This window comes from Ruegeria sp. SAZA006 (assembly GCF_059613465.1).
In genome coordinates, this window is sequence record NZ_JBXWSO010000004.1 from 142,647 (window position 1) to 166,046 (window position 23,400).

Below are 23,400 nucleotides of genomic sequence, written 5' to 3' on the forward strand. Positions count from 1 at the left end.
GGGCATGGTTTGCCCGGAACATCAAACCCGGAGGCCCAGATGGCGCGCGTATCAGTCGAATACAGGAACCACATCGCCCATGTCACCCTGACCCGCGGCGACAAGATGAACGCGCTGGACGACGCGATGATCAAGGCGATCCTGGCGGCGGGGCAAGAGGTCGCCGCCTCGGACGCCCGTGCCGTGGTGCTGTCGGGCGAGGGCAAAAGCTTCTGCGCGGGGCTCGACATGGCCAGTTTCGCGGCCATGGCGCACAAGGACCCGACCGAGTGGCTAATGACCCGCAGCCATGACGACGCCAACGAGATGCAGGAACTGGCGCTGATCTGGCGCCGCGTGCAGGTGCCGGTGATCTGCGCCATTCAGGGCGTGGCCTATGGCGGTGGTCTGCAAATCGCGCTGGGCGCCGATATCCGCATTGCCCATCCCGACGCCAAGCTGGCCGTGATGGAGATGAAATGGGGCATCATCCCAGATATGGGCGGCATGGTCCTGTTGCCGAAACTGGTGCGGTCCGACGTGCTGCGCATGCTGACCTATACCGCGCGGCCCATCGGTGCCGCCCAGGCCGCCGACTGGGGGTTGGTCACTAGCCTGTCGGATGATCCGCTGACCGAAGCCATCGCACTGGCCGAGGATATTGCGGGTAAGAGCCCCTCGGCCATCCGCGCCGCGAAACGTCTGATTGAGGTGGCCGAATCCAAGTCGCGCGCCGAGGTTCTGTTGGCAGAGTCCGCCGAACAGGTCGAGCTGATCGGCAAACCCGACCAGATGGAAGTGGTGATGGCCCAGATGCAGGGCCGCAAGCCCGAGTTCAAGTAAACCTCGCGGGCAGCGGCCAGATCGATCTCAGCCCCGCAGGCGCGTCGTCACCCCATAGGCGATGCCGCCGGCCAGCAGGCCCCAGACCGCCGCGCCCAGGCCGAACACGGTAATGCCCGAGGCGGTGATGGCAAAGGTCAGGATCGCGGCTTCGCGCTCGGCCGGAACCTCGAGAGCGGCGAAGGTGGCATTGGCCATGACCCCGATCAGCGCCACACCGGTCAACGTGCCCATCAGCATCGGATCGGCATGGGCGGCAAACCCGGTGATGGCCACGGCGAACACCCCGAACAGGCAATAGAACACCCCGGCCATGACCGCAGACCAATAGCGCTGATCCCGGTCGGGGTGGCTGTCCTCGTTCGAGCACATGGCGGCGGTGATGGCCGCGAGGCAGGTCGCCGGCGCGCCGAAGGGGGCCGACAGGATGCTGGCCCCGCCCACGGCCGAGAACAGCCGTCCTGCGATCGGGGCATAGCCAAAGCTGCGCATGACCGCGATGCCAGGGATGTTCTGAGTGGCCATCGTGACCACGAACAGCGGCACCCCGATGCCGATCATCGACGGCACCGAAAAGGTGGGAGTGGTCCAGACCGGCGCGGCCAGCAGGTGGTCGGGGCGGACCGACGGGCCGTCAGAGAACAGAACGACGACCAGCGCGGCGGCCAGCACGGCGGCGGGGACGGCCAGCAGTCTGTGTACACGTCCGGCGATGAACCAGGTCAGGATCACCGGCAGGGCCTGCCAGGGGATCTCGACCGCGGCCTGAAACGGGATGATGCACAGCGGCAGCAGCACTCCGCCCAGCATCGCCTGTGCCAGCGTGGTGGGAATCGCCGCCGCCAACCGCCCCAGCGGGCGCCACATACCGGCCAGCACGGTCAGCGCACCCGCAAACAGGAACGCGCCGATGGCACCCGAGAATCCCGCAGCCGGCGCGGCCGAAACCGCCAGCAGCGCCGCGCCGGGCGTGGACCAGGCCACGCTGATCGGTTGGCGGTACCACAGGCTCAGCACGATCGCCGCCAGCCCCATGGCAAGGGCGGCCATCATCAGCCCCGATGCCGCCTGCGGCCCCGAGGCGCCCATGGCGTCCAGCCCCTGCAGGACAATCGGAAACGAGCTGAAAAAGCCGACTACGGCCACGACCAGCCCGGTTGAAACGGTCTGCATCGGTGGAAAGGGTCTGGACATGGGGGCCTCGGTGGATTGGTCCCGAGATTGCTAGCAACCGTTTGGCCCGGTGAACAGGGCCGGGTGCAAAAAACCCCACCGGGCGTGCGCGGCGGGGTTTCGTCAAGCTGCGGAGGGCTGACGGATCAAGCGATCTCGGCCAGTCGGGCCAGCGCCTCGTTGATGCGGGCCTCTTCCTCTTCGCGGGCGGCCAAGTTGGCCTTGGCCTCTTCCACCACCTCTTCGGGGGCCGAGGCCACGAATTTGGGGTTGTTGAGACGCCCGCGCAGACCGCCCAGTTCCTTGGCCAGTTTGCCCTTGGCTTTTTCCAGCCGTTCCTTTTCGGCGCCGATGTCGATGATGTCGGCCAGCGGCAGGCCAAAGGACGCGCCGGGCGCCGCGATCGAGATCGTGCCCTTGGGCAACGTGTCGGCCTTGGTCAGGCTGTCGATCCGGGCCAGCCGTTTGATCAGCGCCTCGTTCCGGTCCCAGGCGGCCTGGCCGTGGGCGTCGATCTCGGTCACCAGCATCGGCACGTACAGGCCCGCCGGAACGCGCATCTGGGCGCGGGCCGAGCGGGTGTTCTCGATCACCGAGATCACCCAGTTCATCTCGCGATCCGCGTCGGCATCGACCAGATCGGCGGCGGCATAGGTTGGCCAGTCGGCATGCACCAGCATCTTGGGCCGCGCGCCGGTCAGGCCCCACAGCTCTTCGGTGATGAAGGGCATGATCGGGTGCAGCAGGATCAGGCACTGGTCCAGAACCCAGCGCATGGTGGCGCGGGTCTCGGCCTGGGCCTCGGCATCGTCGCCCTGCAGCAGCGGTTTGGACAGTTCCACGTACCAGTCACAGACCTTGCCCCAGACGAAGGCATAAAGCGCATTGGCAGCGTCATTGAAGCGATTGCTCTCTAGCGCCGCGTCGACCTCTTCCCGCACGCGGGCGGTTTCGCCGATGATCCAGCGGTTTACTGCGGCCTTGGGCTGCAGGTCGGCCACATCCAGTTGCGGGACGGCGTCGGTGAAGACCTCGTTCATCTCGGCAAAGCGGACGGCGTTCCACAGCTTGGTGCCAAAGTTGCGATAACCGGTGATCCGCTCGCGCGACAGTTTCAGCACGCCGCCGATGGCCGCCATCGAGGCGTTGGTGAAGCGCAGCGCGTCGGCGCCGAACTCGTCCACGATTTCCAGCGGGTCGATGACGTTGCCGGTGGTCTTGGACATCTTCTTGCCCTTTTCGTCGCGGACGAGCTGGTGCAGATAGACGGTGTGGAACGGGATTTCGTTCACCACGGCCAGCTGCATCATCATCATCCGCGCGACCCAGAAGAACAGGATGTCGAACCCGGTGATCAGGACATCGGTGGGGAAGTAGCGCTGCAACTCCTCGGTCTGTTCGGGCCAGCCCAGCGTGCCGATGGGCCACAGGCCGGACGAGAACCAGGTGTCCAGCACATCCGGGTCACGCCAGACTGGATAGACCAGCTTGGTCGGGTCGCGGTCGATGGCGTATTGTGCCAGGCTTTCGGCGAACCGGTGGATCGCCTCGTGCTTGTCGGCCACCTCGATCACCGTGGCGTGGCTGAGCGGGCTGGGAATGTCGGCATTGTCATCCAGGAACTTCCCGGTGACGTCCTCGAAGCTGGCGGCGCACTCCATGACCGCGCCCCGGTGCAGCATGCCGCCTTCGTTCAGCAGCCGGCCCAGTTCGACCAGGTCCAGCTCGCCGTCGTTTTCGTCATCCTTGAAATCCTCGGCGGACAGGTCCAGCCCGTACCAGACCGGAATCTGATGGCCCCACCACAGCTGGCGGCTGATGCACCAGGGCTCGATGTTTTCCAGCCAGTGGTAATAGGTCTTTTCACCCGATTCCGGGATGATCTTGACCCGGCCATCGCGCACCGCGTCCAGCGCGGGACCCACGATCTTTGACGTCTCGACGAACCACTGGTCGGTCAGCATCGGTTCGATCACTACCTTCGAGCGGTCGCCGAAGGGCTGCATGATCGGTTTGCTCTCGACCAGCGGCACCAGCGCGTCGGCGCCCTCGGCATCGGGTTTCAGCGCGGTCGATCCCAGGCGCGGGTCATCCGCGCGGGTCATCACGGCCAGGCCTTCGGCGGTGATCTCTTCGACCACCTTGGCGCGCGCCTCGAATCGGTCCAGGCCGCGCAGGTGGTCGGGCACCAGGTTGATCGCGTCGATCTCGTTCTCGGTGAATTCGCGCCCGCGGGCATATTCCTGGGCCTTGGCGGCTTCGTCCGCGTAGGGCGCGCCGTCGGCCCGCATGTGGCCGCGCGTGTCCATCAGGCGGTACATCGGGATCTTGCCGCGCTTGGCCACCTGATAGTCGTTGAAATCATGCGCGCCGGTGATCTTCACCGCGCCCGAGCCGAAATTCGGGTCGGGGTATTCGTCGGTGATGATCGGGATCTGGCGGCGATGCTCTTTCGGGCCCACCGGGATTTCGCACAGCTTGCCGACGATGGGCGCATAGCGTTCGTCTGACGGGTGCACCGCAACCGCGCCGTCGCCCAGCATGGTCTCGGGTCGGGTCGTGGCGATCGAGATGTAGTCGCGCTCTTCCTCGAGGATGACGTTTCCGTCCTCGTCCTTTTCGACGTAGGTATAGGTCTCGCCCCCGGCCAGCGGGTACTTGAAGTGCCACATATGGCCGGCGACCTCGATATTCTCGACCTCGAGGTCCGAGATCGCGGTCTCGAAATGCGGGTCCCAGTTGACCAGCCGCTTGCCGCGGTAGATCAGGCCCTTGTCGTACATGTCGACAAAGACCTTGATGACCGCGTCATGGAAGTTGGGGCTGTTTTCGTGGCCCGTGCGCGGGTCACCGGCCGCACCGGCCATGGTGAAGGCGTTGCGCGACCAGTCGCACGAAGAGCCGAGGCGTTTCAGCTGCTCGATGATGGTGCCGCCGTATTCGCCCTTCCACTCCCAGACCTTCTCGAGAAACCTCTCACGGCCCAGTTCGTTCCGGCTGGGTTGTTGCGTGGCGGCGAGCATCTTTTCGACCTGCATCTGGGTGGCGATGCCGGCATGGTCCTGTCCGGGCTGCCACAACGTGTCGAACCCGCGCATCCGGTGCCAGCGGGTCAGAATGTCCTGCAGGGTGTTGTTGAACGCATGGCCCACATGCAGCGCGCCGGTCACGTTCGGCGGCGGGATCATGATGCAAAAGCTTTCGTCGCGCGACTTGTTCGCGCCTGCCTTGAAGGCTCCGGCCTCTTCCCAGGCCTTGGAGATCCGGGCCTCGGCCTCGGCCGCGTTGAATGTCTTGTCCATCGCCATCGGGTGCGTCCTGCGTCATCGATCTTGGGTCAGCGCCTGCAATAGCGAATGGCGGCGGGAAGGGAAAGGGCCAAGCACCCCGCGCACTGGACATCCGCCGCATCAAGGCTAGGGTCGCGGTCTGAGGCAGTGAAAGGGGCGCGTCATGGAAAAGTTTGGCAAGAGCCAACCGGTCACCCGGACCGAGGATCAGCGGTTCCTGACCGGGCACGGGCGCTACATGGACGATACGGTGCCGCCCGGCGCGCTGCATGCGGTGTTCTTTCGCAGCCCGGTGGCGCATGGAGACATCACCGGGCTGGACCTCAACGCTGCCCGCGCCGCGCCCGGCGTGCGGCTGGTGCTGACCATCGATGACCTGATCGCCGCCGGAATCGACCCGGTGCTGAGCGCCACGATCCTTGTCAACCGCGACGGCACCCGCGCCGCCAATCCGCCGCGCCACATGCTGGCCCGCGACCGGGTGCGCTTCGTCGGCGAGCCGGTGGCGATGGTCGTCGCCGAGACCCCCGCGCAGGCCCGCGACGCGGCCGAGCTGATCTGGATGGATACCACCGACCGCCCCGCCAAGCTTGACCTTGCGCCGGGTGGTGAGCCGCTGCACCCCGAGGCCCCCGACAACCGCGCCTTTGACTGGGCCGTGGGCGACGAGGCCGCGACCCAGGCCGCCTTTGACGCCGCCGCCCATGTCGTGTCGCTGCAGGTGGCCGACAACCGGGTGATCGTGAACTCGATCGAGCCGCGCGGCTGCAACGCGGTCTGGTCCGACGGGCGGCTGCATTTCAGCTATGGCGGGCAGGGTGTCTGGGGGATGAAGGCGCAGCTGGCCGACAAGCTGCGGCTGGATCCGCAGGCCGTCCATGTCACCACGCCCGATGTGGGCGGCGGGTTCGGCATGAAGGCGATGCCGTATCCCGAGTATTTCTCGGTCGCGATGGCGGCGATGCAACTGGGCCAGCCCGTGCACTGGATGTCGGACCGAACCGAGGCGATGCTGTCCGACCACCACGGGCGCGACCTGACCTCGCTGGCTGAACTGGCCTTTGACGAGGACCTTCGCATCACCGCCTACCGGGTCCACAGCCGCTGCAATCTGGGCGCTTACAACAGCCATTTCGGCCAGGCGATCCAGACCAATCTGTTCAAATGCGTGCTGCCGGGCGTCTATGACGTGCAGAAAACCTATCTGCGAGTCGAGGGGTTCTATACCAACACCACCCAGGTCGATGCCTATCGCGGTGCCGGCCGCCCAGAAGCGATCTATGTGCTGGAACGCGCGATGGATCGCGCCGCGCGCGAGCTGGGCGTCGACCCGTGGGAGCTGCGCCGCCGCAACTTCATCCGGCCCGACAACTTTCCCTATGTCTCGGCCACCGGTGAAACCTATGACGTGGGCGATTTCGGAATGGTCCTGTCCCGCGCCGCCGAACAGACCGATGGTTTCGCCGCGCGCAAGGCCGCCGACGCCGAACGCGGCCTGATCCGGGGGCAGGGGCTTTGTTACTATATCGAAAGCATTCTGGGTGACCCTTCCGAAGGCGCAAAAGTCGAATTCTGTCAGGACGGAACCGTGAATCTTTATGTCGGGACGCAATCGAACGGGCAGGGGCATGAGACGGTCTATGCCCAGTTCCTGTCGGATCAGACGGGGATTCCGGCCGACCGAATCCGGGTCGTGCAGGGCGACAGCGACCGCATGGCGCAGGGCGGAGGCACCGGCGGGTCGCGCTCGGTCACGGTCCAAAGCGCGGCGACGCTGGTCACGATTGACCAGATGATTGCCGCATTCACGCCCTATCTGGCGGATAAAATGGGGGTCGAGGAAAGTAATGTGACCTTCGACCATGAAACCTTTCGCGCGCCGGGGTCGAACCTGACGCCCACGCTGATCGAAGCGGCCGAGATGGCCCGCGCAGATGGCCGCACCGACCTGCTGCAGCACGAGGCCCGCACGCGGCTTGAGGCGCGCAGCTATCCCAACGGCGCCCATGTTGCCGAGATCGTGATCGACCCGGAAACCGGCACGACGACGGTCGACCGCTATACGGTCGTCGATGATTTCGGCAATCTCATCAACCCCATGCTGGCCGAAGGGCAGGTGCATGGCGGGGTGGCTCAGGGTATCGGCCAGGCGCTGTGCGAGCACGTGGTGCATGATGGTGAGGGGCAGTTGCTCACGGCAACGTTCATGGATTACGCCTTGCCGCGCGCCGCTGACATACCCATGATTAGGTTTACCTCGGCGCCGGTTCCGTCGACCGCCAACCCCATGGGAATGAAAGGATGCGGCGAGGCAGGCACCGTTGGCGCATTGGCCGCGGTTGCAAATGCGGTGCAGGATGCGCTCTGGGATCATGGGGTGCGGCAGGCGGACATGCCGTTCACTCCGGTCAAGGTTTGGGAATTGTTGTCGAATGGTACTGTCGCGGTTCGGTAAAAAGATACTTGGATGGCTCGGCCGCCCCCTGCGGTCGGAGCATTCTGCCGAAACGCGCCACCGCGAACCCATCAGTCATGTCATCATCCTGGACGGAACGATGTCTACCCTGGAGCCCGGCTTCGAGACCCATGCTGGCCAAACCTTTCGGTTGTGCTGTGAAATGGGCAATCAGGTCTCGGTCTTCTATGAAGCGGGCGTGCAATGGGAGAGCTGGAAATCCACGCTGGATGTGATGATGGGGCGGGGGATCAACCGCCAGATCCGCAGGGCCTACGGCTACCTTGCCTCGCGGTACAAGCCCGGCGATCGGATCTACTTCATCGGCTATTCCCGCGGCGCTTATGGTGTACGCAGCCTTGCCGGCGTCATCGATATGATCGGGCTGTTGCGTGCCGAGCATGCCACCGAGCGCAACATCAAGCAGGCCTACCGACATTACGAGTGCAATCCGGGCGGGCAGGCCGCACAGGACTTTCGCCGGAACTTCTGCCACGAAGGCGTCGAAGTTGAGATGATCGGCGTCTGGGACACTGTAAAGGCATTGGGACTGCGCCTGCCATTACTGTGGCGCATGGCCGAAGAGCGGCATTCATTTCACAACCACCACCTTGGGCCGTCCGCCCGGCACGGGTATCATGCGCTGGCGCTGGATGAAACGCGAGAGGTCTTCACGCCAGTCCTTTGGGCGACCCCAGCGGATTTCCGCGGCCATTGCGAACAGGTCTGGTTCCGCGGCACGCATGGTGACGTCGGGGGGCAACTCAGCGGATTCGAGCCCGCGCGACCGCTGGCCAATATTTCGCTGGTGTGGATACTCGACAAGGCCGAGTTGCATGGTCTGCCGCTGCCTGAAGATTGGCGCACCCGCTTTCCCACTGATCCGCATGCGCCATCAGTCGGGACGTGGCGGGGTTGGGGCAAGATCTTCCTGCTACGCAAGCATCGCACCGTAGGTCAGGACCCGTCCGAACGCCTGCATGTCTCGGTTTCGCCCAGCGAACTGCCCAAATGGGTTCATTTGCCGGCAGGGCCGCATTCACATCCGGCGCAGTAACGGTCAGTCAAACATCGCCGGGCTGGGTGACTTGGCGTTCGCTTGAAACGCATCGTGGATGTCTTTTTCCAGATTGCGTGTCAGGGACAGGTCCGGCAACGCATCCGGGGCGAAAAACACCGCTTCACTGGTTTCGGTGCCCGGGGTCGGGGTGGCGGCATCCAGAGAGCTACACAGGAAGAACAGTTTGTAGAAGTCCCGTGGATCTGCCGGGTAGGGATGCTGTGCCTTGTGGCGTACGGAATAGAGTGTCTGCGCCGCGACACGCAGACCGGCTTCCTCCAAGACTTCGCGTTCGATGTTCTCCGCCGGAGAGCTGCCGATATCGGCAAAACCGCCAGGCATCGCCCACAACCCGTCGCTGCGTTCCCGTACCAGCAGGATACCGCCGTTGCGAATTACGGCGGCGCGGATGTCGATGCTGGGTGTTGCGTATCCGCCCGTATGGGCAGGCATCGCCATTTCGATCTGTGACAAAGGCACCCGACCCAGATCGGCCAGCATCGCGCGGGCCATTCCGGCGATCTCGTCATAGCGTTCGCGGTCGAACGGATCGGTGGTGAAATGCTGGCCGGTTTCGGCCAGCGCCAAAAGCCGTTTGGCCCGGGCCAGCCAGGTATCCTCCATCGCTGTCGGATCCTGGCGCATGGGCCTCAGCGACGCCGGTCGCGGCGCGAGCTCATGGGTTGGAAGGCGACGCCCACATGCGCCTCGCAATAGGGTTTGCCCGGCTCGGCCGGCAGACCGCAAAACCAGAAATCATCCGTGGCCGGATCGCCCACGGGCCATTTGCAGGTCTTCTCGGTCAGTTCCATCAGGGTCAGCTTCTTGGCCTTCTTCTCGACCTCGTTGACCTTGGCCAGCGCCTCGGGGCTAATCTCATTGGCCGAAGGCTGCGGCGGCAGCGGCTGGCCGGCCGGAATGATCTGGCGGCGCGGCGGCGTGGCCGGCTTTGCCTCGGCGGCCGGTGCGGCTGCTGCAGGGCGGGCCGGTTCGGTCTTGGGGGCGGGTTTGGGCTTGGCCTCGGCCTTGGGTGCGGGGGCCGGTTTTTCCTTGGGCTCGGCCTTGGCCGGTGCGGCGCCGGTGGTCCGGTTCGACAGGCCCAGGCGATGGACCTTGCCGATCACCGCGTTGCGGGTGACCCCGCCCAGTTCCTTGGCGATCTGGCTGGCCGACTGGCCTTCGCCCCACATTTTCTTGAGCAGTTCAACGCGCTCGTCTGTCCAGGACATTGGTAGCCTTTCAAAAGCGGGAAAGCGGCCTCGGTCACGGGCCGCCTTCGGAATTCGTCTCAGCGCCCTATTCTAATCACTGCGGGCCGAGTTACAAGCGGTCATCGAATCAGATTGGGGGCAGGAATGCAGAATCTCGCGGATCAGGACATGCGCCGTTTCGGAGCGGTCAACTGGATGGGGCTGTGGACACTGGCCCAGCGCGAAACCCTGCGCTTCCTGGCGGTCTGGACGCAGACCCTGCTGGCGCCTCTGGTCACAGCGGGCCTGTTCCTGCTGATCTTCAACATCGCTGTCGGTCCGGGGCGGCCGGATGTGATGGGCGTGCCCTTCCTGACATTCCTGGCGCCCGGGATCATGATGATGACCGTGATCCAGAACGCCTTTGCCAACACTTCGTCCTCAATGGTGATCTCGAAAGTGCAGGGCAACATCGTGGACACGCTGATGCCGCCGTTGTCCCCACTCGAGATCTTGCTGGGCTATCTGGCGGGCGGCATCGCACGGGGTGTGCTGATCGCGTTGATGCTGGCCGCTGCGCTGGCGCTTGGCTTGGGGCTGATGCCGCAGCATCCCGCGCTGGCCTTGGTTTTCGTCATTCTTGGGGGTGCGTTCATGGGCGCGCTGGGCCTGCTGGCAGGGGTCTTCGCCAACAAGTTCGATCAGATGGCCGCCATTACCAACTTCATCGTCACCCCGTTGGCGTTTCTGTCCGGCACCTTCTACTCGGTCGATGCGTTGCCGCCGTTGCTGAACAGGATCAGTCACGTGAACCCCGTTTTCTACCTGATCGACGGATTGCGATACGGCATGATCGGTGTGTCGGACAGCAACCCGATGTTGGGGATGGCCGTCTGTTTGCTGTCGACCCTGCTGATCTGCGCCGTCATCTGGCAAATGCTGCGGACCGGTTACCGTTTGAAGGCCTAGGCAGCTTCGGACAACGAACCGGGCTGCAGCGGTACGCGAGGGCGTCCCAGCCGCGGGTGCAGTCGTGCGGCCACGGACCAGGCGCCCAGCATTGCAAGCCCACCTGCCGCAAAAACACCAGCCACTGGTGTGGCCAGCAACACCAAGGCGGCAACGCCCGGTGTCAGAATTCCCGAAACATCGCGATAGCTGGAATAGATTGCAGACATCTCTGTCCGCTCGGACGGCTTCACCGCCATCAGGAATGGCAGACCGGCACATATGTCCAGCACGATCAACCAGATTGACCCCATGACCAGTGCGACGACCGATGCCACCGGCCAGCCCGAGAGAAATGCAGCCAACAGAAAACATGTGGCGCAGGCGGCAAAGCCTGTTCGCACGGCGCTGCGCAGTGACCGGTTCTGGACCCAGCGCAGAATCAGGGGGGCAGCAAACAGCATGGCGTTCGTGGCGGACAAAAGCGTGCCGCCCAATTGCTCACCCAACCCGTTTTCAATGGCGAAAATCGGAAGGTAGACCACATAGATCCACCAGCCACAGGACCGGATCATGGCAAACAGATACCCGGCCACCAGCCGCGGTTGGGCAAAGAACCGTCGCAGAAATGACAGCGGATTCTTCGTCGCACCTCTGGCCTTGGTAATCAGTTTGCCGTTGCCCAGACGCATGGCCCAGAACATGATCAGCATCCCAGCGGCGGCGGCCGCGCTGATGACGAAAGGGGCAGGGGCCCATAATTCCATCAGCATCACGCCTGCCATCGGCCCCGCTGTCCAACCCAGCGCGCTGTAGAACATCCGGCTCGTTTCGCAGCGGCCGAGCTCGATCTTGCTGATGTAGTCCAAAACGTAGGCGTTGAAGCAGATGAAAGTCACCACCGCGGCCACGGTGTTCAGCGCAAGTGCGCCGATCACGGCCTTGGGGCTGCCGTCGATGGCCAGCAGAGCGCCGGTGATGAACATAACGCAGCCAGCGGTGTAAGCCCATCGCCGCGGGACATAACGGATCAGGAACGGCACCATCAGTCCGGCCAATAACGAAACGAGGCCGACCAGAAAGTAAACGAGCGAGACGGACCCGGCGTCGCCCATGGCCCGGTACATCACCAAGGGGAACACGGAAATCAGGATGCCGCGAACGACAGCCTCGAACCCGGCAAGTATTCCGAACTTGCGAACGGAGGGCGCGGGCGCATGACGGACCCATTCCGGGATTCGGCGTTCGTGCATCGGGCAATCTCTCTAACCAACCGCGTTCAGGGTGCGTCATGCGGTGTCGGTTTCATGAGAGTTTGCGACATCGGGGTCGCCTGCGGACAAGGCCGTAGAAAAAAATCCTAGCGGCGTCTGGCCCGGGCCTCGCGCCAGACAAGGATCAGCGCCCCGGTCAGGATGACCCCTGAGCCCAGCAGACTGACCCAATCCGGAACGACCCGGAACACCGCATAGTCATAAAGCGCGGCGAATATCAGCGTTGCATAGCTGATTGGCGCTACGAACGAGGCATCTGCCCGGGCCATTCCATTGACGAAGCAGGCCTGCGCGCAAGCCATCAGAAAACCAATGCCGGCCAAAGCCGCCCACTGAGCGGGCGATGGTGGCTGCCAGACGGTTGCGACCGCGATGCTGGCAATCGTCAGGCCCATGGCGTTGTTGATGAGCAGGATCTGGATGGGACTCTCGCGGCCGGACAGCTTTTTGATGAAGATAAGTTCCATCCCGATCACTGCCGCCGCCGCCAAGGCCAGCAGGGCCGCAGGTTGAAAGCTGTCGGGTGTGGGACGCAGCAGGATGATCGCCCCAGTCAAAGCGACCGCCGCAGCGAGCCAGCGCCAAGGCCCCACGGTCTCTTTCAGCAGAGGAATGGCCAGAACCATCGCGAAAACAGGGTTCAGAAACGATATCGCCGTGGCATCGGCTATTGGGATATAGGCGACCGACGCGAACATCAGAGTAATGCCAGTCCACCCGAAACTGGTGCGTCCGATATGCAGACCCCAATGCGGACGCCGGAGTTGGGGACGCAGAACGCCAACCGCTGCCACGATGACCACAAATGCGAACAGGAACCGGCCATGGCTGATCTGCATCGGGTGCAGGGGCGGGCCCAGTGTCTCGGTGCCCAGAGCTTTGGCCAGCAATGTCGTGCCCGCGATGAAAGCGCTGGCGCAGAAGATAAGCACGGCTGCCAGGGCAGGGTTGTGGGCTTGTGGTGAGAACATGGGCCATCGGTGCGCCAGCGTAAGAGAAATGACAAGCCCGAATTGCAAGGGGTCCGACCCGCGCCCGCAAAAAATCCATGGGCGGACGCATTTTGCCTTTCCACACTGGGCTTGCCCCGCTATACGGGCGCCCATGATCAAACTCGTGCATATCCTGCCGCTCCGACGTCGACGCATCATTGCGTAACCGGCCCGTTTGATCCTGTGCGCGCGAACCAAATCCGCGCATCTCTCACCAAATCTGTTGACGAACCCTGTCTCAGTGTTTCAGTCACTGGGTTCAAGTTTTCCAAAAAGGATGATCCGATGATCCCGTCCGTTCTGCCGACCTACAATCGTGCTCCGCTGACCTTCGTGAAGGGCGAAGGCGCCTGGCTGACCGAGGCGGACGGCCGACGTTTCCTTGATCTGGGCGCGGGTATCGCGGTGAATGCGCTGGGCCATGCACACCCGGCACTGGTCGGCGCCTTGACTGAACAGGCGCACGCGCTGTGGCATGTTTCGAACCTGTACCATATTCCGCAGCAGCAGGCGCTGGCCGACAAGCTGGTGGATCTGACCTTTGCCGACACGGTGTTCTTCACCAATTCCGGAACCGAGTCCTGCGAATTGGCGGTCAAGATGGCCCGCAAATACTTCTACGATCAGGGGCAACCCGAGCGGGTAGAGATCATCACGTTTGATGGGTCATTCCACGGGCGCTCATCGGCAGGCATCGCCGCTGCCGGGTCCGAGAAGATGACCAAGGGGTTCGGCCCGCTGCTGCCCGGGTTCGTCCATGTCGCCTTCGGCGATCTGGACGGTGTGACCAACGCGATCAGCGACAACACCGCCGCGATCATGATCGAGCCGATCCAAGGCGAGGGCGGCATCCGCCCCGTCCCCGATGTCGAGCTCAAGGCCCTGCGCCAGATCTGCGACGACAACGGGCTGCTGCTGATCCTCGACGAGGTGCAGTGCGGCGTCGGCCGGACCGGGAAACTCTTCGCCCACGAATGGGCGGGCATTACGCCCGACATCATGATGGTGGCCAAGGGCATCGGCGGGGGCTTTCCTCTGGGTGCGGTGCTGGCCACCGAAGCGGCCGCCAGCAGCATGACCGCGGGCACCCATGGGTCGACCTATGGCGGCAACCCGCTGGGCTGCGCAGTGGGCTGCGCGGTCCTGGACCATGTGGCAACCCCGGCCTTCCTGGACGGCGTCAACCGCAAGGCGGGACTGCTGCGCCAAAAGCTCGAGGGCCTAGTCGCCGATCACCCCGACGTTTTCGAAGAAGTCCGCGGATCTGGCCTGATGCTGGGCCTGAAATGCAAGGCGCCCAACGCCGACGTGGTCGCGGCCGGCTATGACAACGAAGTCATCACAGTGCCCGCGGCCGACAACGTGATCCGCCTGCTGCCGCCGCTGACCCTGACCGAGGATGACATCGCCCAGGCCCAGATCCGCCTCGAGAAAGCCGCCCAGCAGGTTCAAGGCCAACTCGCCTCGGCCTGACGCCCCTATTCCCGAATGCGCCGGAGGCTCTCGGGCAACCGACAGTGAAAAAAGTGAAACGACATGAACCATTTCCTTGATATCCACAAAACCGACGCCGCCGCGCTGCGGTCGATGATCGACCAGGCCGGCGCGATGAAGCAGGCCCGGTTGGGCCGTCCCAAGGCCGCGCCCGACGACGAACAGCCGCTGGCCGGCCGCATGGTGGCGCTGATCTTCGAAAAACCCTCGACCCGGACCCGCGTTTCGTTCGATGTGGGCGTGCGCCAGATGGGCGGTCAGACCATGGTGCTGTCGGGCAAGGACATGCAGCTGGGCCATGGCGAGACCATCGCCGACACCGCCCGCGTGCTGTCGCGCTATGTCGATATGATCATGATCCGCACCTTCGACGAAACCATCCTGACCGAGATGGCCGAATACTCGGACGTGCCGGTGATCAACGGCCTGACCGACCGCACCCATCCCTGCCAGATCATGGCCGACGTGCTGACCTACGAGGAACACCGCGGCCCCATCGCCGGGAAAAAGGTGGTCTGGACGGGTGACGGCAACAATGTCTGCGCCTCGTTCCTGCATGCGGCGGGTCAGTTCGGTTTTGACCTGACCTTTACCGGCCCCGCCCAGTTCGACCCCGAGGAAGAGTTCATGGGCTTCGCCCGCCAGAAGGGTTCAAAGATCGTGGTCGAACGCGACCCGTACAAGGCCGTAGAAGGCGCTGATCTGGTTGTGGCCGACACCTGGGTTTCGATGCACGATTCCCAATCCGCGAAAGAGCGCCGCCACAACCTGCTGCGGCCCTATCAGGTCAACGCCGAACTGATGGTCCATGCCAAGCCCGACGCGCTGTTCATGCACTGCCTGCCCGCCCACCGCGAGGAGGAAGCGACCTCCGAAGTGATGGACGGGCCGAACTCGGTGATCTTTGACGAGGCCGAAAACCGCCTGCACGCACAGAAGGCGGTGATGCGTTGGTGTTTGGGGGTCTGAAGCTCCCTCAGAAATTCAATGGGAGCCTCTGGTTCTCTTTCATTCTTGGAGGCTCCCATGCCGCACGTCGTTCTGGAATTTTCCGCCGGGCTTGAGCAATCGCACGATTTTCAAGCCATATGCGAAGAACTCTATACGGTCCTCGCCGAGCATGAGGAATTTGACGCGCCAACGCTCAAAATCCGCGCCATGCCGATCCCGTATTCCCACATCGGGACCGATCCGCAGACGTTCATCCACGCCACTCTGTTTCTGATGCAAGGCCGGGACGAGCCGACGCGAACCGAACTGAACGCGATCATTCTGGATGTTCTGACCGCCGTTGCGCCGACGGTCGGCAGCATCACCGTATGGGATGTAGAGATGAACCGCGCCACCTATGCCAAGCGCCTGGCGACCTGACGTGCGCCCGTTGCCTAACCCTGCGGTTTCACGTCCCAGACCTGCAATCTGATCAAGGCCCCGACGCAGGCGAACGATACAAGTCCGCACAATGCGGCCTTTGTGACGGTTTCCATTGCGCCCTCGATCAGCACGGCGTGAACGACCGTGCCCAGAATGGTCACCAGCGCAAGACTGGCATGGGCCAAACGCCAAAGGCGGAACCGCCAACCCAGCCGGCTGCGCAACGCGGCCAGTGCTGCTGCGGCGAACGCTGCCCACATGGCCACCACGCCCCAGGCCGAGAACGGGGTGGGGGACCGGAACAGCAGGGCATCCACCACATCCGGGGGGCTCGTGATCCACAGCCCGCCCACATGTAGGACAATCATGGCGATCAGGGTGATCCCGACCCAGCGGTGCACCATTCGGCTGTTCATCGCGGTCAGTCCCGGCAACACGCGCGCAGCCAGCAGCGGCTGTATCAGCAGCAATCCCAACCCGATGATCCCGGCGAAGCCTGCAGCGATATAGATCGGGCTGCGCCAGGCCAGATACGGGCTGAACCCCGCCACCACCACGGGCACCGCGATGGCCGCGATCAGCGCCAGCCAGACCGCAAGGACGCCCGGGCGCGGCACGTGGTTCAGACCGGTTGCAGAACGAAATGCGCGGCGAGGGTCTTGTCGCGCGCACTGGACATGATCGGGCGCAGGAAGACGGTCTCGAATTCGCCGCTGTCATAGGCCAGATGTCCGTGCGGCTGACCAAAGGCCGGCACGATCTGCGGCATCTCCAGCCGGAATTCTCCGTTCGCATCGGTCAGGGTGGCGCCGTGGCTTTGCGGGTCGCGTTCGTGGCCTTCGGTTGTGTGCGCCCAGACCTGGATGCGCTGACCGGGCAGGGGCGCGCCGTCGCCGGCCCGCCGTACTGTGCCGGTCATCCAGAAGCCGCCGCCGCCGATCCGGTCCACGATCGGCGCGCCCGGGCGATAATTGTTCGATCCGCCCCGCATCGACGGGGTCGGCGCCAACCCACTGGCCCGCGCCGGCAGGATCAGCCCGCTGCCGGCCGTGGCCACCAGTGCGGTACCGGCCACCAACATGGTTCTTCGGTTCAGTGAATCTCCGGGCATCGAAACCTCTCCTGTGCTGACCCGGCAGCTGTTCCAACCGCCACAGTGGAAGAATAGCACGATCGCGGTTCATTCCGAGCGTTCCGGGCAAAATCCGGCCGACCTGCAGACAAAAGCGCGTGGAATGGACCGAGACGGCAATAATCTTTGACGCCTGCGCCATTCGGGTGCGATCCTTTTCCTTGCGTCACCAAGGGGGAAGCCGATGACAGATGCCAGCCTGCTGACCAAGGATGAAATCTCCGCCTTCCGCCGCGATGGTGCGGTGGTGCTGCGCCAGAAATTCAGCGCCGACTGGCTCGAGTTGCTGCGCGCGGGCATCGACGCCGATCTGCGGGCCCCGACCGAGAACTTCACCCGCCACACCAAGGACCCGGACGCGCCGGCCTATCTCGAGGACTACTGGGCCTGGAGCAAGATCCCCCAGTTCGAGGAATTCGTTCGCAACTCGCCTTGTGCGCCAATCGCTTCCGAATTGCTGGGCGCCGCGTCGATCAATCTGGTGATGGACAACTGGTTCCTGCGCGAGGCCGGATCGACCTCGCGCCCGCCATTCCATCAGGACCTGTCCTATTTCGATTTCGAAGGCTCGATGTGCGTGCTGTGGCTACCGCTTGAACCGGTCAGCAAGGACAACGGGATCGCCTTCGTGCGCGGCTCGCACCTTTGGGACAAGCTGTTCATGCGGGTGCGGTTCGCCGACGGGCACCCCAGCTATGAACCCACGCAGGTTGCAGGCCGCACCTATCACCCGCCACCGGACGTGAATGCCGACCCCGGCGCCTATGACCTGCTGCAATGGGATATGGATCTGGGCGACTGCATCTATTTCGACATGCGCACGCTGCACGGGGGGCTGTCCTCGGTCACGCCCACGGAAACCGTGCGCCGCTTCACCCTGCGCATGACCGGGCCGGACGGGGTGATCCGGTATCGCGGCGATTGGGCAAAGGAGGAGCGGGCGCAGTTTGAGGTTGCCGGCTATTCCGAGGGCGACCGGATCGCCGGCCCGTTTTTCCCGCAGCTCTGGCCCCGCGCACAGGACTGATCCGGGGCGCAGCCTGTCTGTGCGCAGATGCACTTTGCCCGCTGGTATTTTGCGCTAGATTGCCAAGGGTGAACATCCCGCCGCACCGGATTGGAGGCCGACATGAGCTGGAACCCCACCCACAGTCCCGAATGCGTCAGCGAAGGATCGGCACTGGAAACCCTGATCATCCCGCGCGCCCGCGATCTGGGCGGGTTCGAGGTGCGCCGCGCGCTGCCCTCGGTCAAGCGCCAGTTGGTGGGGCCCTTCATCTTCTTCGACCAGATGGGACCGGCCGAGTTCATCACCGATGGCGGCATCGACGTACGCCCACATCCGCATATCGGGCTGGGCACGGTCACCTACCTGTACCAAGGCGAATTTGAACATCGCGACAGCCTCGGCACCCATCAGATGATCTATCCCGGTGAGGTCAACTGGATGGTCGCGGGCCGCGGCGTTACCCATTCCGAACGCACCAGCGCCGAAACCCGCGCCAAGCGGCACAGCCTGTTCGGTATCCAGACCTGGATTGCGCTGCCGGAAGCGCACGAAGACATGGCCCCCGATTTCGAACATCACAAGCAGGCCGCACTGCCGCATATCCAGGATGCCGGTGTCAGCGCCCGGCTGATCCTCGGCTCGGCCTATGGGGAAACCAGCCCGGTCACGATGCTGTCGGAAACCTTCTATCTGGACGTGCAACTGGACCCCGGCGCCGCCTTCCCGTTGCCCGACGATCACGAGGATCGGGGCGTCTACGTCACCCAAGGCTCGGTCGAGATCGCGGGTGACCGGTTTGAGGAAGGCCGCATGATGGTCTTCCGCCCGGGTGACCGCCTGTCGGTGACCGCCGGGCCGGCGGGGGCGCGGCTGATGCTGCTGGGCGGGGCCACGATGAATGAGGATCGGTATATCTGGTGGAACTTCGTCTCGTCTTCGAAGGACAAGATCGAAACGGCGATCCGCGAATGGAAATCCGCCGATTGGGCCAACGGCGCCTTCCACCTGCCGCCGGGGGACGAAGACGAGTTCATTCCGATCACCCCGGAGCTGGAACGCACCAAGCCCCGGCGCGCGCGCTGAACGCGACGTCAGCGCCCGCACGGCTTGCCCACCCGCGCGATCCCGGCGATCCTTGGCCGCAAACGGGAAGGGGACGGCATGAAACTGGTGATCGCGGGCGCGGGCAGCATCGGATGCTATTGCGGGGGGTTACTGGCCGATGCCGGTCAGGAGGTCACGCTGCTGGGCCGGGCACGGGTGCTGGACCCGATCCGGCAGAACGGGCTGACCGTCACCGACTATTCCGGCATGCGCAAAACGATCCCCGCCGACCGTCTGACCCTGACCGAAGACCCTGCCTGCCTGTCCGACGCCGATTTGGTTCTGGTCACGGTGAAAACCGGCGCCACCGCCGAGATGGGCCGCCTGATCGCCGCGTACGCCCCGGCCGAGACCCCGGTCATTTCGTGGCAGAACGGGATCGAGAACGCGCGCACCCTACGCACCGCGCTGCCCGGGCGGGACGTGCGCGCCGGGATGGTGCCGTTCAACGTGGTGCCTGCCGGTCCGGCCACCTGGCATCGCGCGACATCCGGCGACATCGTGATCCAGTCCGGCCCCGGCGCGCTGGCCCGCGGCCTGTCCACGCCCGATCTGCCGGTCACCGAAACCGACGGGATTGAGGCGGTGCAATGGGGCAAGCTGGTCATCAACCTCAACAACGCACTGAACGCGCTGTCGGGTCTGACCCTTCGCGAACAGCTTTTGAACCGCGACTGGCGCCGTCTGATGGCCGATCAGATGGCCGAGGCGCTGGCGGTTCTGGCCGCCTCCGGGCGCCCCGTGGCCTCGACCACGCCGCTGCCGGCCTCGATGACGCCGCATATCCTGCGCCTGCCCACGCCGCTGTTTTCGCGCATCGCGGCGCGGATGCTGACGATCGACCCCGCCGCGCGCACCTCGATGGCCTATGATCTGGATGCCGGTCGCCCGACCGAAATCGACAGTCTGCAGGGCGAGATCATCCGCCTGGGTCGCGAAACCGGCACACCGACCCCTATCTGCGACCGGGTGGCAGCGCTGATCACGCAGGGCGAGACGGGTCCGCTGACCCCCGATCAGATCCGCGCAGGGCTGCACGGTCCCGGCGGTTAGATCCGCAACAGCAGCTTTTTCAGCTCTGGTTCATGGACGCGTTCAGACGCCTCTTGCGGCGAGACCCACTCGCGGGTGCGTTCGTGCATTTCGGGAAATTCATCGGCCAGGTCGGTGACCCGCAGCCGATAAACAGTGGTGCAGACCGGATCGATCGCGCCGCTTTTGCGGACCTTGCCGTAGCAGTAGCTGCCGACCGGCTCTGGATCGACCTCGGCGTTGCGCACGCCGGCCTCTTCCCAGGCCTCCTGCACCGCCGCCTCGGCCCCGTTCAGCCCGTCAATCGGCCAGCCCTTGGGAATGATCCACCGCCCGGTGTCCCGGCTGGTGACCAGCAGCACCTGCGTATCGGGGCCATCGCCACGGGTACACAGCGCCGCGAACTGCACGAGGCGCGGACGCTGAAACAGGGGTTTCAGGACCCCCTCCCAGAATTTGTGCAGCCATGTCATTGCGGGTGCCTGCCGTTTTTTTGTTGTTCTGCCTTCCAGACGGCGAGAGATATCAATCTGACAGACGGTATTCAAGCACCCCTGCGTTTGGCCCGCAGGGTCGGGTCGGCCTGGGTCGGGTCTTCGGGCCAGGGGTGCTTGGGATATTGCGCGCGCATGTCCTTGCGCACATCGGCATAGGACCCGGCCCAGAACCCCGGCAGGTCGCGGGTGATCTGGATCGGGCGTTGCGCGGGGGACAGAAGGGTGATCTTCAGCGGCTCGCCGCCCACCATCGGGTGCCGTGTGACCCCGAACATCTCCTGAAGGCGAACGGCGATTTCGGGCACCGCCTTGCCATAGTCGATCGGGACTTTGCGCCCCAGCGGCGTGACGAAGGCCGGAGGCGCGCGGCGGTCCAGTTCCTGCATCTGGTCCCAACTCAGCCGCGCCTGAAGGGCGGGCAGCAGGTCGAACCGCTTCCAATCCTCGGCACTGCGCACGCCCGTCAGCATCGGCAGCAGCCAATCCTCAAGCGTGTCCATCAGCCCGCTGTCCGAGAAATCAGGCAGGTCGACGCCCGCCGCCCGTACCAGCTCGACCCGTGCGGCCAGTCGCGCCGCTTTGCCCTCCAGCCGCAAGCCCAGATCGCGCACGCCGTCCAGCATCGCGCGGGCCACGGACTCGTCGGGCACGTCCTTCCAGATGCGGTCATCCAGCACCAGCGCCCCGAACCGTTCCTGCCGCCGGGCCACCACTCGACGGTCCCGTTTCGACCAGGCGCAGGTCTCGACCCATTCGATCTGGTCGGCGAACAACGCCCGGATCTCGGCCTCGGTGATCTGCGCGGCCATGCGCAGCCGGGCCTCGCGCGGGTTGCCGTCGGTGTCGATGGCCACCAGATACGGCGCCGCGGCCAGCGGATCGCCGGGGTCCATCACCACGCCCTTGCCGCCCGACAGCACATAGCGCGGCGCGTCGCCCTTGCGCCGCTGGCCGACCCGGTCGGGATAGGCCAGCGCGGCCATCGCCGCCGGGCTCTGCGGGTCGCCTTCGGTCTTGATCTGGCCGCGCAGCCGTTTCGCCTCGGACCGGATTCGGTCCAGAACGCCGGGATTGGCGGGCCAGACCCGGTTGCGCTGATAGGCGCGCGGATCGCGCAGCGCCTCGAGCCGCAGCGACAGGTCCACCGGCGCGCCCTTCAACGGGTCGCGCTCGGCCATCAGGGCGGCAAGCGTAGCGGCCTGCGCGCCTGCCGTGACCAGCATGTGCCCCAGCCGCGGATGCAGCGGCAGACCAGCCAGTGCGCGGCCATGTTCGGTGATCCGGCCCTTGCCGTCCAGCGCGCCCAGCATCCGCAGCAGCGCGCGCGCCTCGGCCAGCGCCCCCTCTGGCGGTGGTGTCAGAAAGGCCAGATCCTGCGGCTCGGCCCCCCACAGGGCCAGTTCCAGCGCAAGTCCGGTCAGGTCGGCGGCCTCGATCTCGGCGGGTGGAAAGGCGGGCAGGGCGCCTTCCTCACCCTTCGACCACAGGCGATAGCACAGCCCTTCGGCCACACGGCCCGCGCGGCCCGCGCGCTGGGTCGCCTCGGCGCGGGTGACGCGCTCGGTCACCAGCCGCGACATGCCCGAGCCAGGATCGAACCGCGCGCGGCGGGCCTGACCCATGTCCACCACCACCCGGATGTCCGGAATGGTCAGCGAGGTCTCGGCGATCGAGGTGGCCAGCACCACCTTGCGCCCGGCCTCGGCCGGCGCAAGGGCGGCGCGCTGGGCGGCGAAGGGCAGGGCGCCGAACAGCGGCCGGATCGCGCAATCGCCGGGCAGCCGGCCGGCCAGCGCGGCCTCGGCCCGGCGGATCTCGCCCTCGCCCGGCAGGAACACCAGAATGCCGCCGCCGGTGGCGCGGGTCTCGCGCTCGGCCTGAACCACCAGGTCGACCAACGCGTCCAGCCGCCGCGCCTGCGGGCCCAGCGGGCGGTCCAGCCAGCGGGTCTGAACCGGAAAACTGCGCCCCTCGGATGTCACCAGCGGCGCGTCCATCAACCGGGCCACCGGATTGGCATCCAGCGTGGCCGACATCGCCAGCAGGATCAGGTCGTCGCGCAGCGCACCGGCGACCTCAAGGCACAGGGCCAGCCCCAGATCGGCGTTCAAAGAGCGTTCGTGGAATTCGTCGAAGATCACCGCACCCACACCGGGCAGGTCGGGTTCGGATTGCAGCATCCGGGTCAGGATGCCTTCGGTCACCACCTCGATCTGGGTGGCTTTCGACACTTTCGCCTCGCCCCGCACGCGATAGCCGACGGTCTCGCCCGCACGTTCGCCCAGTGTCTCGGCCATGCGTTCGGCAGCGGCGCGGGCGGCCAGCCGCCGCGGTTCCAGCATCACGATCCGCCCGTCGCACAGGCCGGCGTCGCGCATCGCCAGAGGCACGCGCGTTGTCTTGCCGGCGCCGGGCGGGGCCTGCAGCACGGCGCGGCCGCGTGTGCGCAGCGGGGCGATCAGATCAGGCAGGGCATCGTCGATCGGTAGGCGGGTCATGCCGCCTTATCGCCAAAGCTCCGGCCAAGGTCCAGAACGCCTGCGTCAAATCCCGC

At 65.0% G+C, this 23,400-nt stretch carries 20 protein-coding genes; 10 read left to right on the forward strand and 10 right to left on the reverse strand.

Features of this window, described 5'->3' with window-relative positions; all coding sequences use genetic code 11:
• Nucleotides 1-39 precede the first annotated feature (39 nt).
• Entirely contained in the window at nucleotides 40-822 is a 783-nt protein-coding gene (locus AC2FNZ_RS03360; protein WP_496839533.1) for a crotonase/enoyl-CoA hydratase family protein, read from the forward strand.
• Between the two features lie 27 nt (nucleotides 823-849).
• Here AC2FNZ_RS03360 and AC2FNZ_RS03365 read toward each other — a convergent pair whose 3' ends face one another.
• Both AC2FNZ_RS03365 and AC2FNZ_RS03370 read right to left on the reverse strand, forming a co-directional pair.
• A complete protein-coding gene (locus tag AC2FNZ_RS03365) occupies nucleotides 850-2,016 on the reverse strand; it encodes a benzoate/H(+) symporter BenE family transporter (protein WP_496832522.1) in 1,167 nt (388 codons plus the stop codon).
• Nucleotides 2,017-2,141: 125 nt separating this feature from the next.
• Nucleotides 2,142-5,303: a valine--tRNA ligase gene (locus AC2FNZ_RS03370; RefSeq protein ID WP_496839534.1), complete on the reverse strand. Its 3,162-nt coding sequence runs from the start codon at nucleotides 5,301-5,303 to the stop codon at nucleotides 2,142-2,144.
• A 145-nt stretch (nucleotides 5,304-5,448) separates the two neighbouring features.
• Here AC2FNZ_RS03370 and AC2FNZ_RS03375 point away from each other — a divergent pair, with 145 nt between their 5' ends.
• Nucleotides 5,449-7,740 carry a xanthine dehydrogenase family protein molybdopterin-binding subunit gene (locus AC2FNZ_RS03375; protein ID WP_496839536.1) on the forward strand — a complete coding sequence of 764 codons (2,292 nt, stop codon included), beginning with the start codon at nucleotides 5,449-5,451 and terminating at the stop codon, nucleotides 7,738-7,740.
• Nucleotides 7,718-8,797, forward strand: a complete 1,080-nt coding sequence (locus AC2FNZ_RS03380; protein ID WP_496832528.1) for a T6SS phospholipase effector Tle1-like catalytic domain-containing protein — start codon at nucleotides 7,718-7,720, stop codon at nucleotides 8,795-8,797. Before AC2FNZ_RS03375 ends, AC2FNZ_RS03380 begins: the two co-directional genes overlap by 23 nt.
• 3 nt (nucleotides 8,798-8,800) lie before the next feature.
• On the opposite strand, the gene AC2FNZ_RS03385 is transcribed toward AC2FNZ_RS03380, so the two are convergent.
• Both AC2FNZ_RS03385 and AC2FNZ_RS03390 read right to left on the reverse strand, forming a co-directional pair.
• Nucleotides 8,801-9,445, reverse strand: coding sequence for an NUDIX hydrolase (locus AC2FNZ_RS03385; RefSeq protein WP_496839537.1), 645 nt, complete (start codon nucleotides 9,443-9,445; stop codon nucleotides 8,801-8,803).
• A 5-nt stretch (nucleotides 9,446-9,450) separates the two neighbouring features.
• Nucleotides 9,451-10,029, reverse strand: coding sequence for a GcrA family cell cycle regulator (locus AC2FNZ_RS03390; protein ID WP_093962717.1), 579 nt, complete (start codon nucleotides 10,027-10,029; stop codon nucleotides 9,451-9,453).
• A gap of 126 nt (nucleotides 10,030-10,155) precedes the next feature.
• Here AC2FNZ_RS03390 and AC2FNZ_RS03395 point away from each other — a divergent pair, with 126 nt between their 5' ends.
• The gene (locus AC2FNZ_RS03395; RefSeq protein ID WP_093962716.1) at nucleotides 10,156-10,959 is read left to right on the forward strand and encodes an ABC transporter permease; all 804 of its coding nucleotides are present in this window, start codon (nucleotides 10,156-10,158) and stop codon (nucleotides 10,957-10,959) included.
• On the opposite strand, the gene AC2FNZ_RS03400 is transcribed toward AC2FNZ_RS03395, so the two are convergent.
• Both AC2FNZ_RS03400 and AC2FNZ_RS03405 read right to left on the reverse strand, forming a co-directional pair.
• Nucleotides 10,956-12,191: an MFS transporter gene (locus tag AC2FNZ_RS03400; protein WP_093962715.1), complete on the reverse strand. Its 1,236-nt coding sequence runs from the start codon at nucleotides 12,189-12,191 to the stop codon at nucleotides 10,956-10,958. The genes AC2FNZ_RS03395 and AC2FNZ_RS03400 overlap by 4 nt on opposite strands.
• A gap of 107 nt (nucleotides 12,192-12,298) precedes the next feature.
• Nucleotides 12,299-13,183 carry a DMT family transporter gene (locus AC2FNZ_RS03405; RefSeq protein WP_496839539.1) on the reverse strand — a complete coding sequence of 295 codons (885 nt, stop codon included), beginning with the start codon at nucleotides 13,181-13,183 and terminating at the stop codon, nucleotides 12,299-12,301.
• A gap of 306 nt (nucleotides 13,184-13,489) precedes the next feature.
• On the opposite strand from AC2FNZ_RS03405, the gene AC2FNZ_RS03410 reads away from it, so the two are divergent.
• From AC2FNZ_RS03410 to AC2FNZ_RS03420, 3 genes are all read left to right on the forward strand, one after another.
• Entirely contained in the window at nucleotides 13,490-14,677 is a 1,188-nt protein-coding gene (locus AC2FNZ_RS03410; protein WP_496839540.1) for an aspartate aminotransferase family protein, read from the forward strand.
• A gap of 63 nt (nucleotides 14,678-14,740) precedes the next feature.
• Nucleotides 14,741-15,667, forward strand: a complete 927-nt coding sequence (gene argF / locus AC2FNZ_RS03415) for an ornithine carbamoyltransferase (RefSeq protein WP_496839542.1) — start codon at nucleotides 14,741-14,743, stop codon at nucleotides 15,665-15,667.
• Between the two features lie 57 nt (nucleotides 15,668-15,724).
• Nucleotides 15,725-16,069, forward strand: a complete 345-nt coding sequence (locus AC2FNZ_RS03420) for a 5-carboxymethyl-2-hydroxymuconate Delta-isomerase (protein WP_496839543.1) — start codon at nucleotides 15,725-15,727, stop codon at nucleotides 16,067-16,069.
• 14 nt (nucleotides 16,070-16,083) lie between these two features.
• Here the strand turns inward: AC2FNZ_RS03420 and AC2FNZ_RS03425 are convergent, their stop codons facing one another.
• Together AC2FNZ_RS03425 and AC2FNZ_RS03430 are read right to left on the reverse strand one after the other, a co-directional pair.
• Nucleotides 16,084-16,689 (reverse strand): ferric reductase-like transmembrane domain-containing protein, encoded by a 606-nt coding sequence (locus AC2FNZ_RS03425; protein WP_496839544.1) that lies wholly within the window; start codon nucleotides 16,687-16,689, stop codon nucleotides 16,084-16,086.
• 5 nt (nucleotides 16,690-16,694) lie between these two features.
• The gene (locus AC2FNZ_RS03430; RefSeq protein WP_005977668.1) at nucleotides 16,695-17,183 is read right to left on the reverse strand and encodes a peptidase associated/transthyretin-like domain-containing protein; all 489 of its coding nucleotides are present in this window, start codon (nucleotides 17,181-17,183) and stop codon (nucleotides 16,695-16,697) included.
• 205 nt (nucleotides 17,184-17,388) lie between these two features.
• Between AC2FNZ_RS03430 and AC2FNZ_RS03435 the strand changes: the two genes are divergently transcribed.
• The 3 genes from AC2FNZ_RS03435 (at nucleotide 17,389) to AC2FNZ_RS03445 (ending at nucleotide 20,370) form a co-directional block, all read left to right on the forward strand.
• Entirely contained in the window at nucleotides 17,389-18,231 is an 843-nt protein-coding gene (locus AC2FNZ_RS03435) for a phytanoyl-CoA dioxygenase family protein (protein WP_496839545.1), read from the forward strand.
• A 102-nt stretch (nucleotides 18,232-18,333) separates the two neighbouring features.
• Nucleotides 18,334-19,296: a pirin family protein gene (locus tag AC2FNZ_RS03440; protein ID WP_170417657.1), complete on the forward strand. Its 963-nt coding sequence runs from the start codon at nucleotides 18,334-18,336 to the stop codon at nucleotides 19,294-19,296.
• Between the two features lie 78 nt (nucleotides 19,297-19,374).
• Entirely contained in the window at nucleotides 19,375-20,370 is a 996-nt protein-coding gene (locus AC2FNZ_RS03445; RefSeq protein WP_496839546.1) for a 2-dehydropantoate 2-reductase, read from the forward strand.
• Here AC2FNZ_RS03445 and AC2FNZ_RS03450 read toward each other — a convergent pair.
• Together AC2FNZ_RS03450 and hrpB are read right to left on the reverse strand one after the other, a co-directional pair.
• Nucleotides 20,367-20,822 carry an NUDIX hydrolase gene (locus tag AC2FNZ_RS03450; RefSeq protein WP_170337574.1) on the reverse strand — a complete coding sequence of 152 codons (456 nt, stop codon included), beginning with the start codon at nucleotides 20,820-20,822 and terminating at the stop codon, nucleotides 20,367-20,369. The two genes, AC2FNZ_RS03445 and AC2FNZ_RS03450, sit on opposite strands and share 4 nt — an antisense overlap.
• Nucleotides 20,823-20,893: 71 nt before the next feature.
• Complete coding sequence (hrpB, locus tag AC2FNZ_RS03455; RefSeq protein ID WP_496839547.1) at nucleotides 20,894-23,344, reverse strand: ATP-dependent helicase HrpB; 2,451 nt, start codon at nucleotides 23,342-23,344, stop codon at nucleotides 20,894-20,896.
• Nucleotides 23,345-23,400: the final 56 nt, after the last annotated feature.

Excerpts from the sequence above, each read along its gene's own strand:
- AC2FNZ_RS03440 (WP_170417657.1), top strand. The coding sequence starts at position 18,334 with ATGAGCTGGAACCCCACCCACAGTCCCGAATGCGTCAGCGAAGGATCG.
- argF (WP_496839542.1), top strand. The coding sequence starts at position 14,741 with ATGAACCATTTCCTTGATATCCACAAAACCGACGCCGCCGCGCTGCGG.
- AC2FNZ_RS03395 (WP_093962716.1), top strand. The coding sequence starts at position 10,156 with ATGCAGAATCTCGCGGATCAGGACATGCGCCGTTTCGGAGCGGTCAAC.
- AC2FNZ_RS03420 (WP_496839543.1), top strand. The coding sequence starts at position 15,725 with ATGCCGCACGTCGTTCTGGAATTTTCCGCCGGGCTTGAGCAATCGCAC.
- AC2FNZ_RS03360 (WP_496839533.1), top strand. The coding sequence starts at position 40 with ATGGCGCGCGTATCAGTCGAATACAGGAACCACATCGCCCATGTCACC.
- hrpB (WP_496839547.1), bottom strand. The coding sequence starts at position 23,344 with ATGACCCGCCTACCGATCGACGATGCCCTGCCTGATCTGATCGCCCCG.
- AC2FNZ_RS03370 (WP_496839534.1), bottom strand. The coding sequence starts at position 5,303 with ATGGCGATGGACAAGACATTCAACGCGGCCGAGGCCGAGGCCCGGATC.
- AC2FNZ_RS03435 (WP_496839545.1), top strand. The coding sequence starts at position 17,389 with ATGACAGATGCCAGCCTGCTGACCAAGGATGAAATCTCCGCCTTCCGC.
- AC2FNZ_RS03385 (WP_496839537.1), bottom strand. The coding sequence starts at position 9,445 with ATGCGCCAGGATCCGACAGCGATGGAGGATACCTGGCTGGCCCGGGCC.
- AC2FNZ_RS03450 (WP_170337574.1), bottom strand. The coding sequence starts at position 20,822 with ATGACATGGCTGCACAAATTCTGGGAGGGGGTCCTGAAACCCCTGTTT.
- AC2FNZ_RS03380 (WP_496832528.1), top strand. The coding sequence starts at position 7,718 with ATGGTACTGTCGCGGTTCGGTAAAAAGATACTTGGATGGCTCGGCCGC.
- AC2FNZ_RS03390 (WP_093962717.1), bottom strand. The coding sequence starts at position 10,029 with ATGTCCTGGACAGACGAGCGCGTTGAACTGCTCAAGAAAATGTGGGGC.
- AC2FNZ_RS03430 (WP_005977668.1), bottom strand. The coding sequence starts at position 17,183 with ATGCCCGGAGATTCACTGAACCGAAGAACCATGTTGGTGGCCGGTACC.
- AC2FNZ_RS03445 (WP_496839546.1), top strand. The coding sequence starts at position 19,375 with ATGAAACTGGTGATCGCGGGCGCGGGCAGCATCGGATGCTATTGCGGG.
- AC2FNZ_RS03410 (WP_496839540.1), top strand. The coding sequence starts at position 13,490 with ATGATCCCGTCCGTTCTGCCGACCTACAATCGTGCTCCGCTGACCTTC.
- AC2FNZ_RS03365 (WP_496832522.1), bottom strand. The coding sequence starts at position 2,016 with ATGTCCAGACCCTTTCCACCGATGCAGACCGTTTCAACCGGGCTGGTC.
- AC2FNZ_RS03400 (WP_093962715.1), bottom strand. The coding sequence starts at position 12,191 with ATGCACGAACGCCGAATCCCGGAATGGGTCCGTCATGCGCCCGCGCCC.
- AC2FNZ_RS03375 (WP_496839536.1), top strand. The coding sequence starts at position 5,449 with ATGGAAAAGTTTGGCAAGAGCCAACCGGTCACCCGGACCGAGGATCAG.
- AC2FNZ_RS03405 (WP_496839539.1), bottom strand. The coding sequence starts at position 13,183 with ATGTTCTCACCACAAGCCCACAACCCTGCCCTGGCAGCCGTGCTTATC.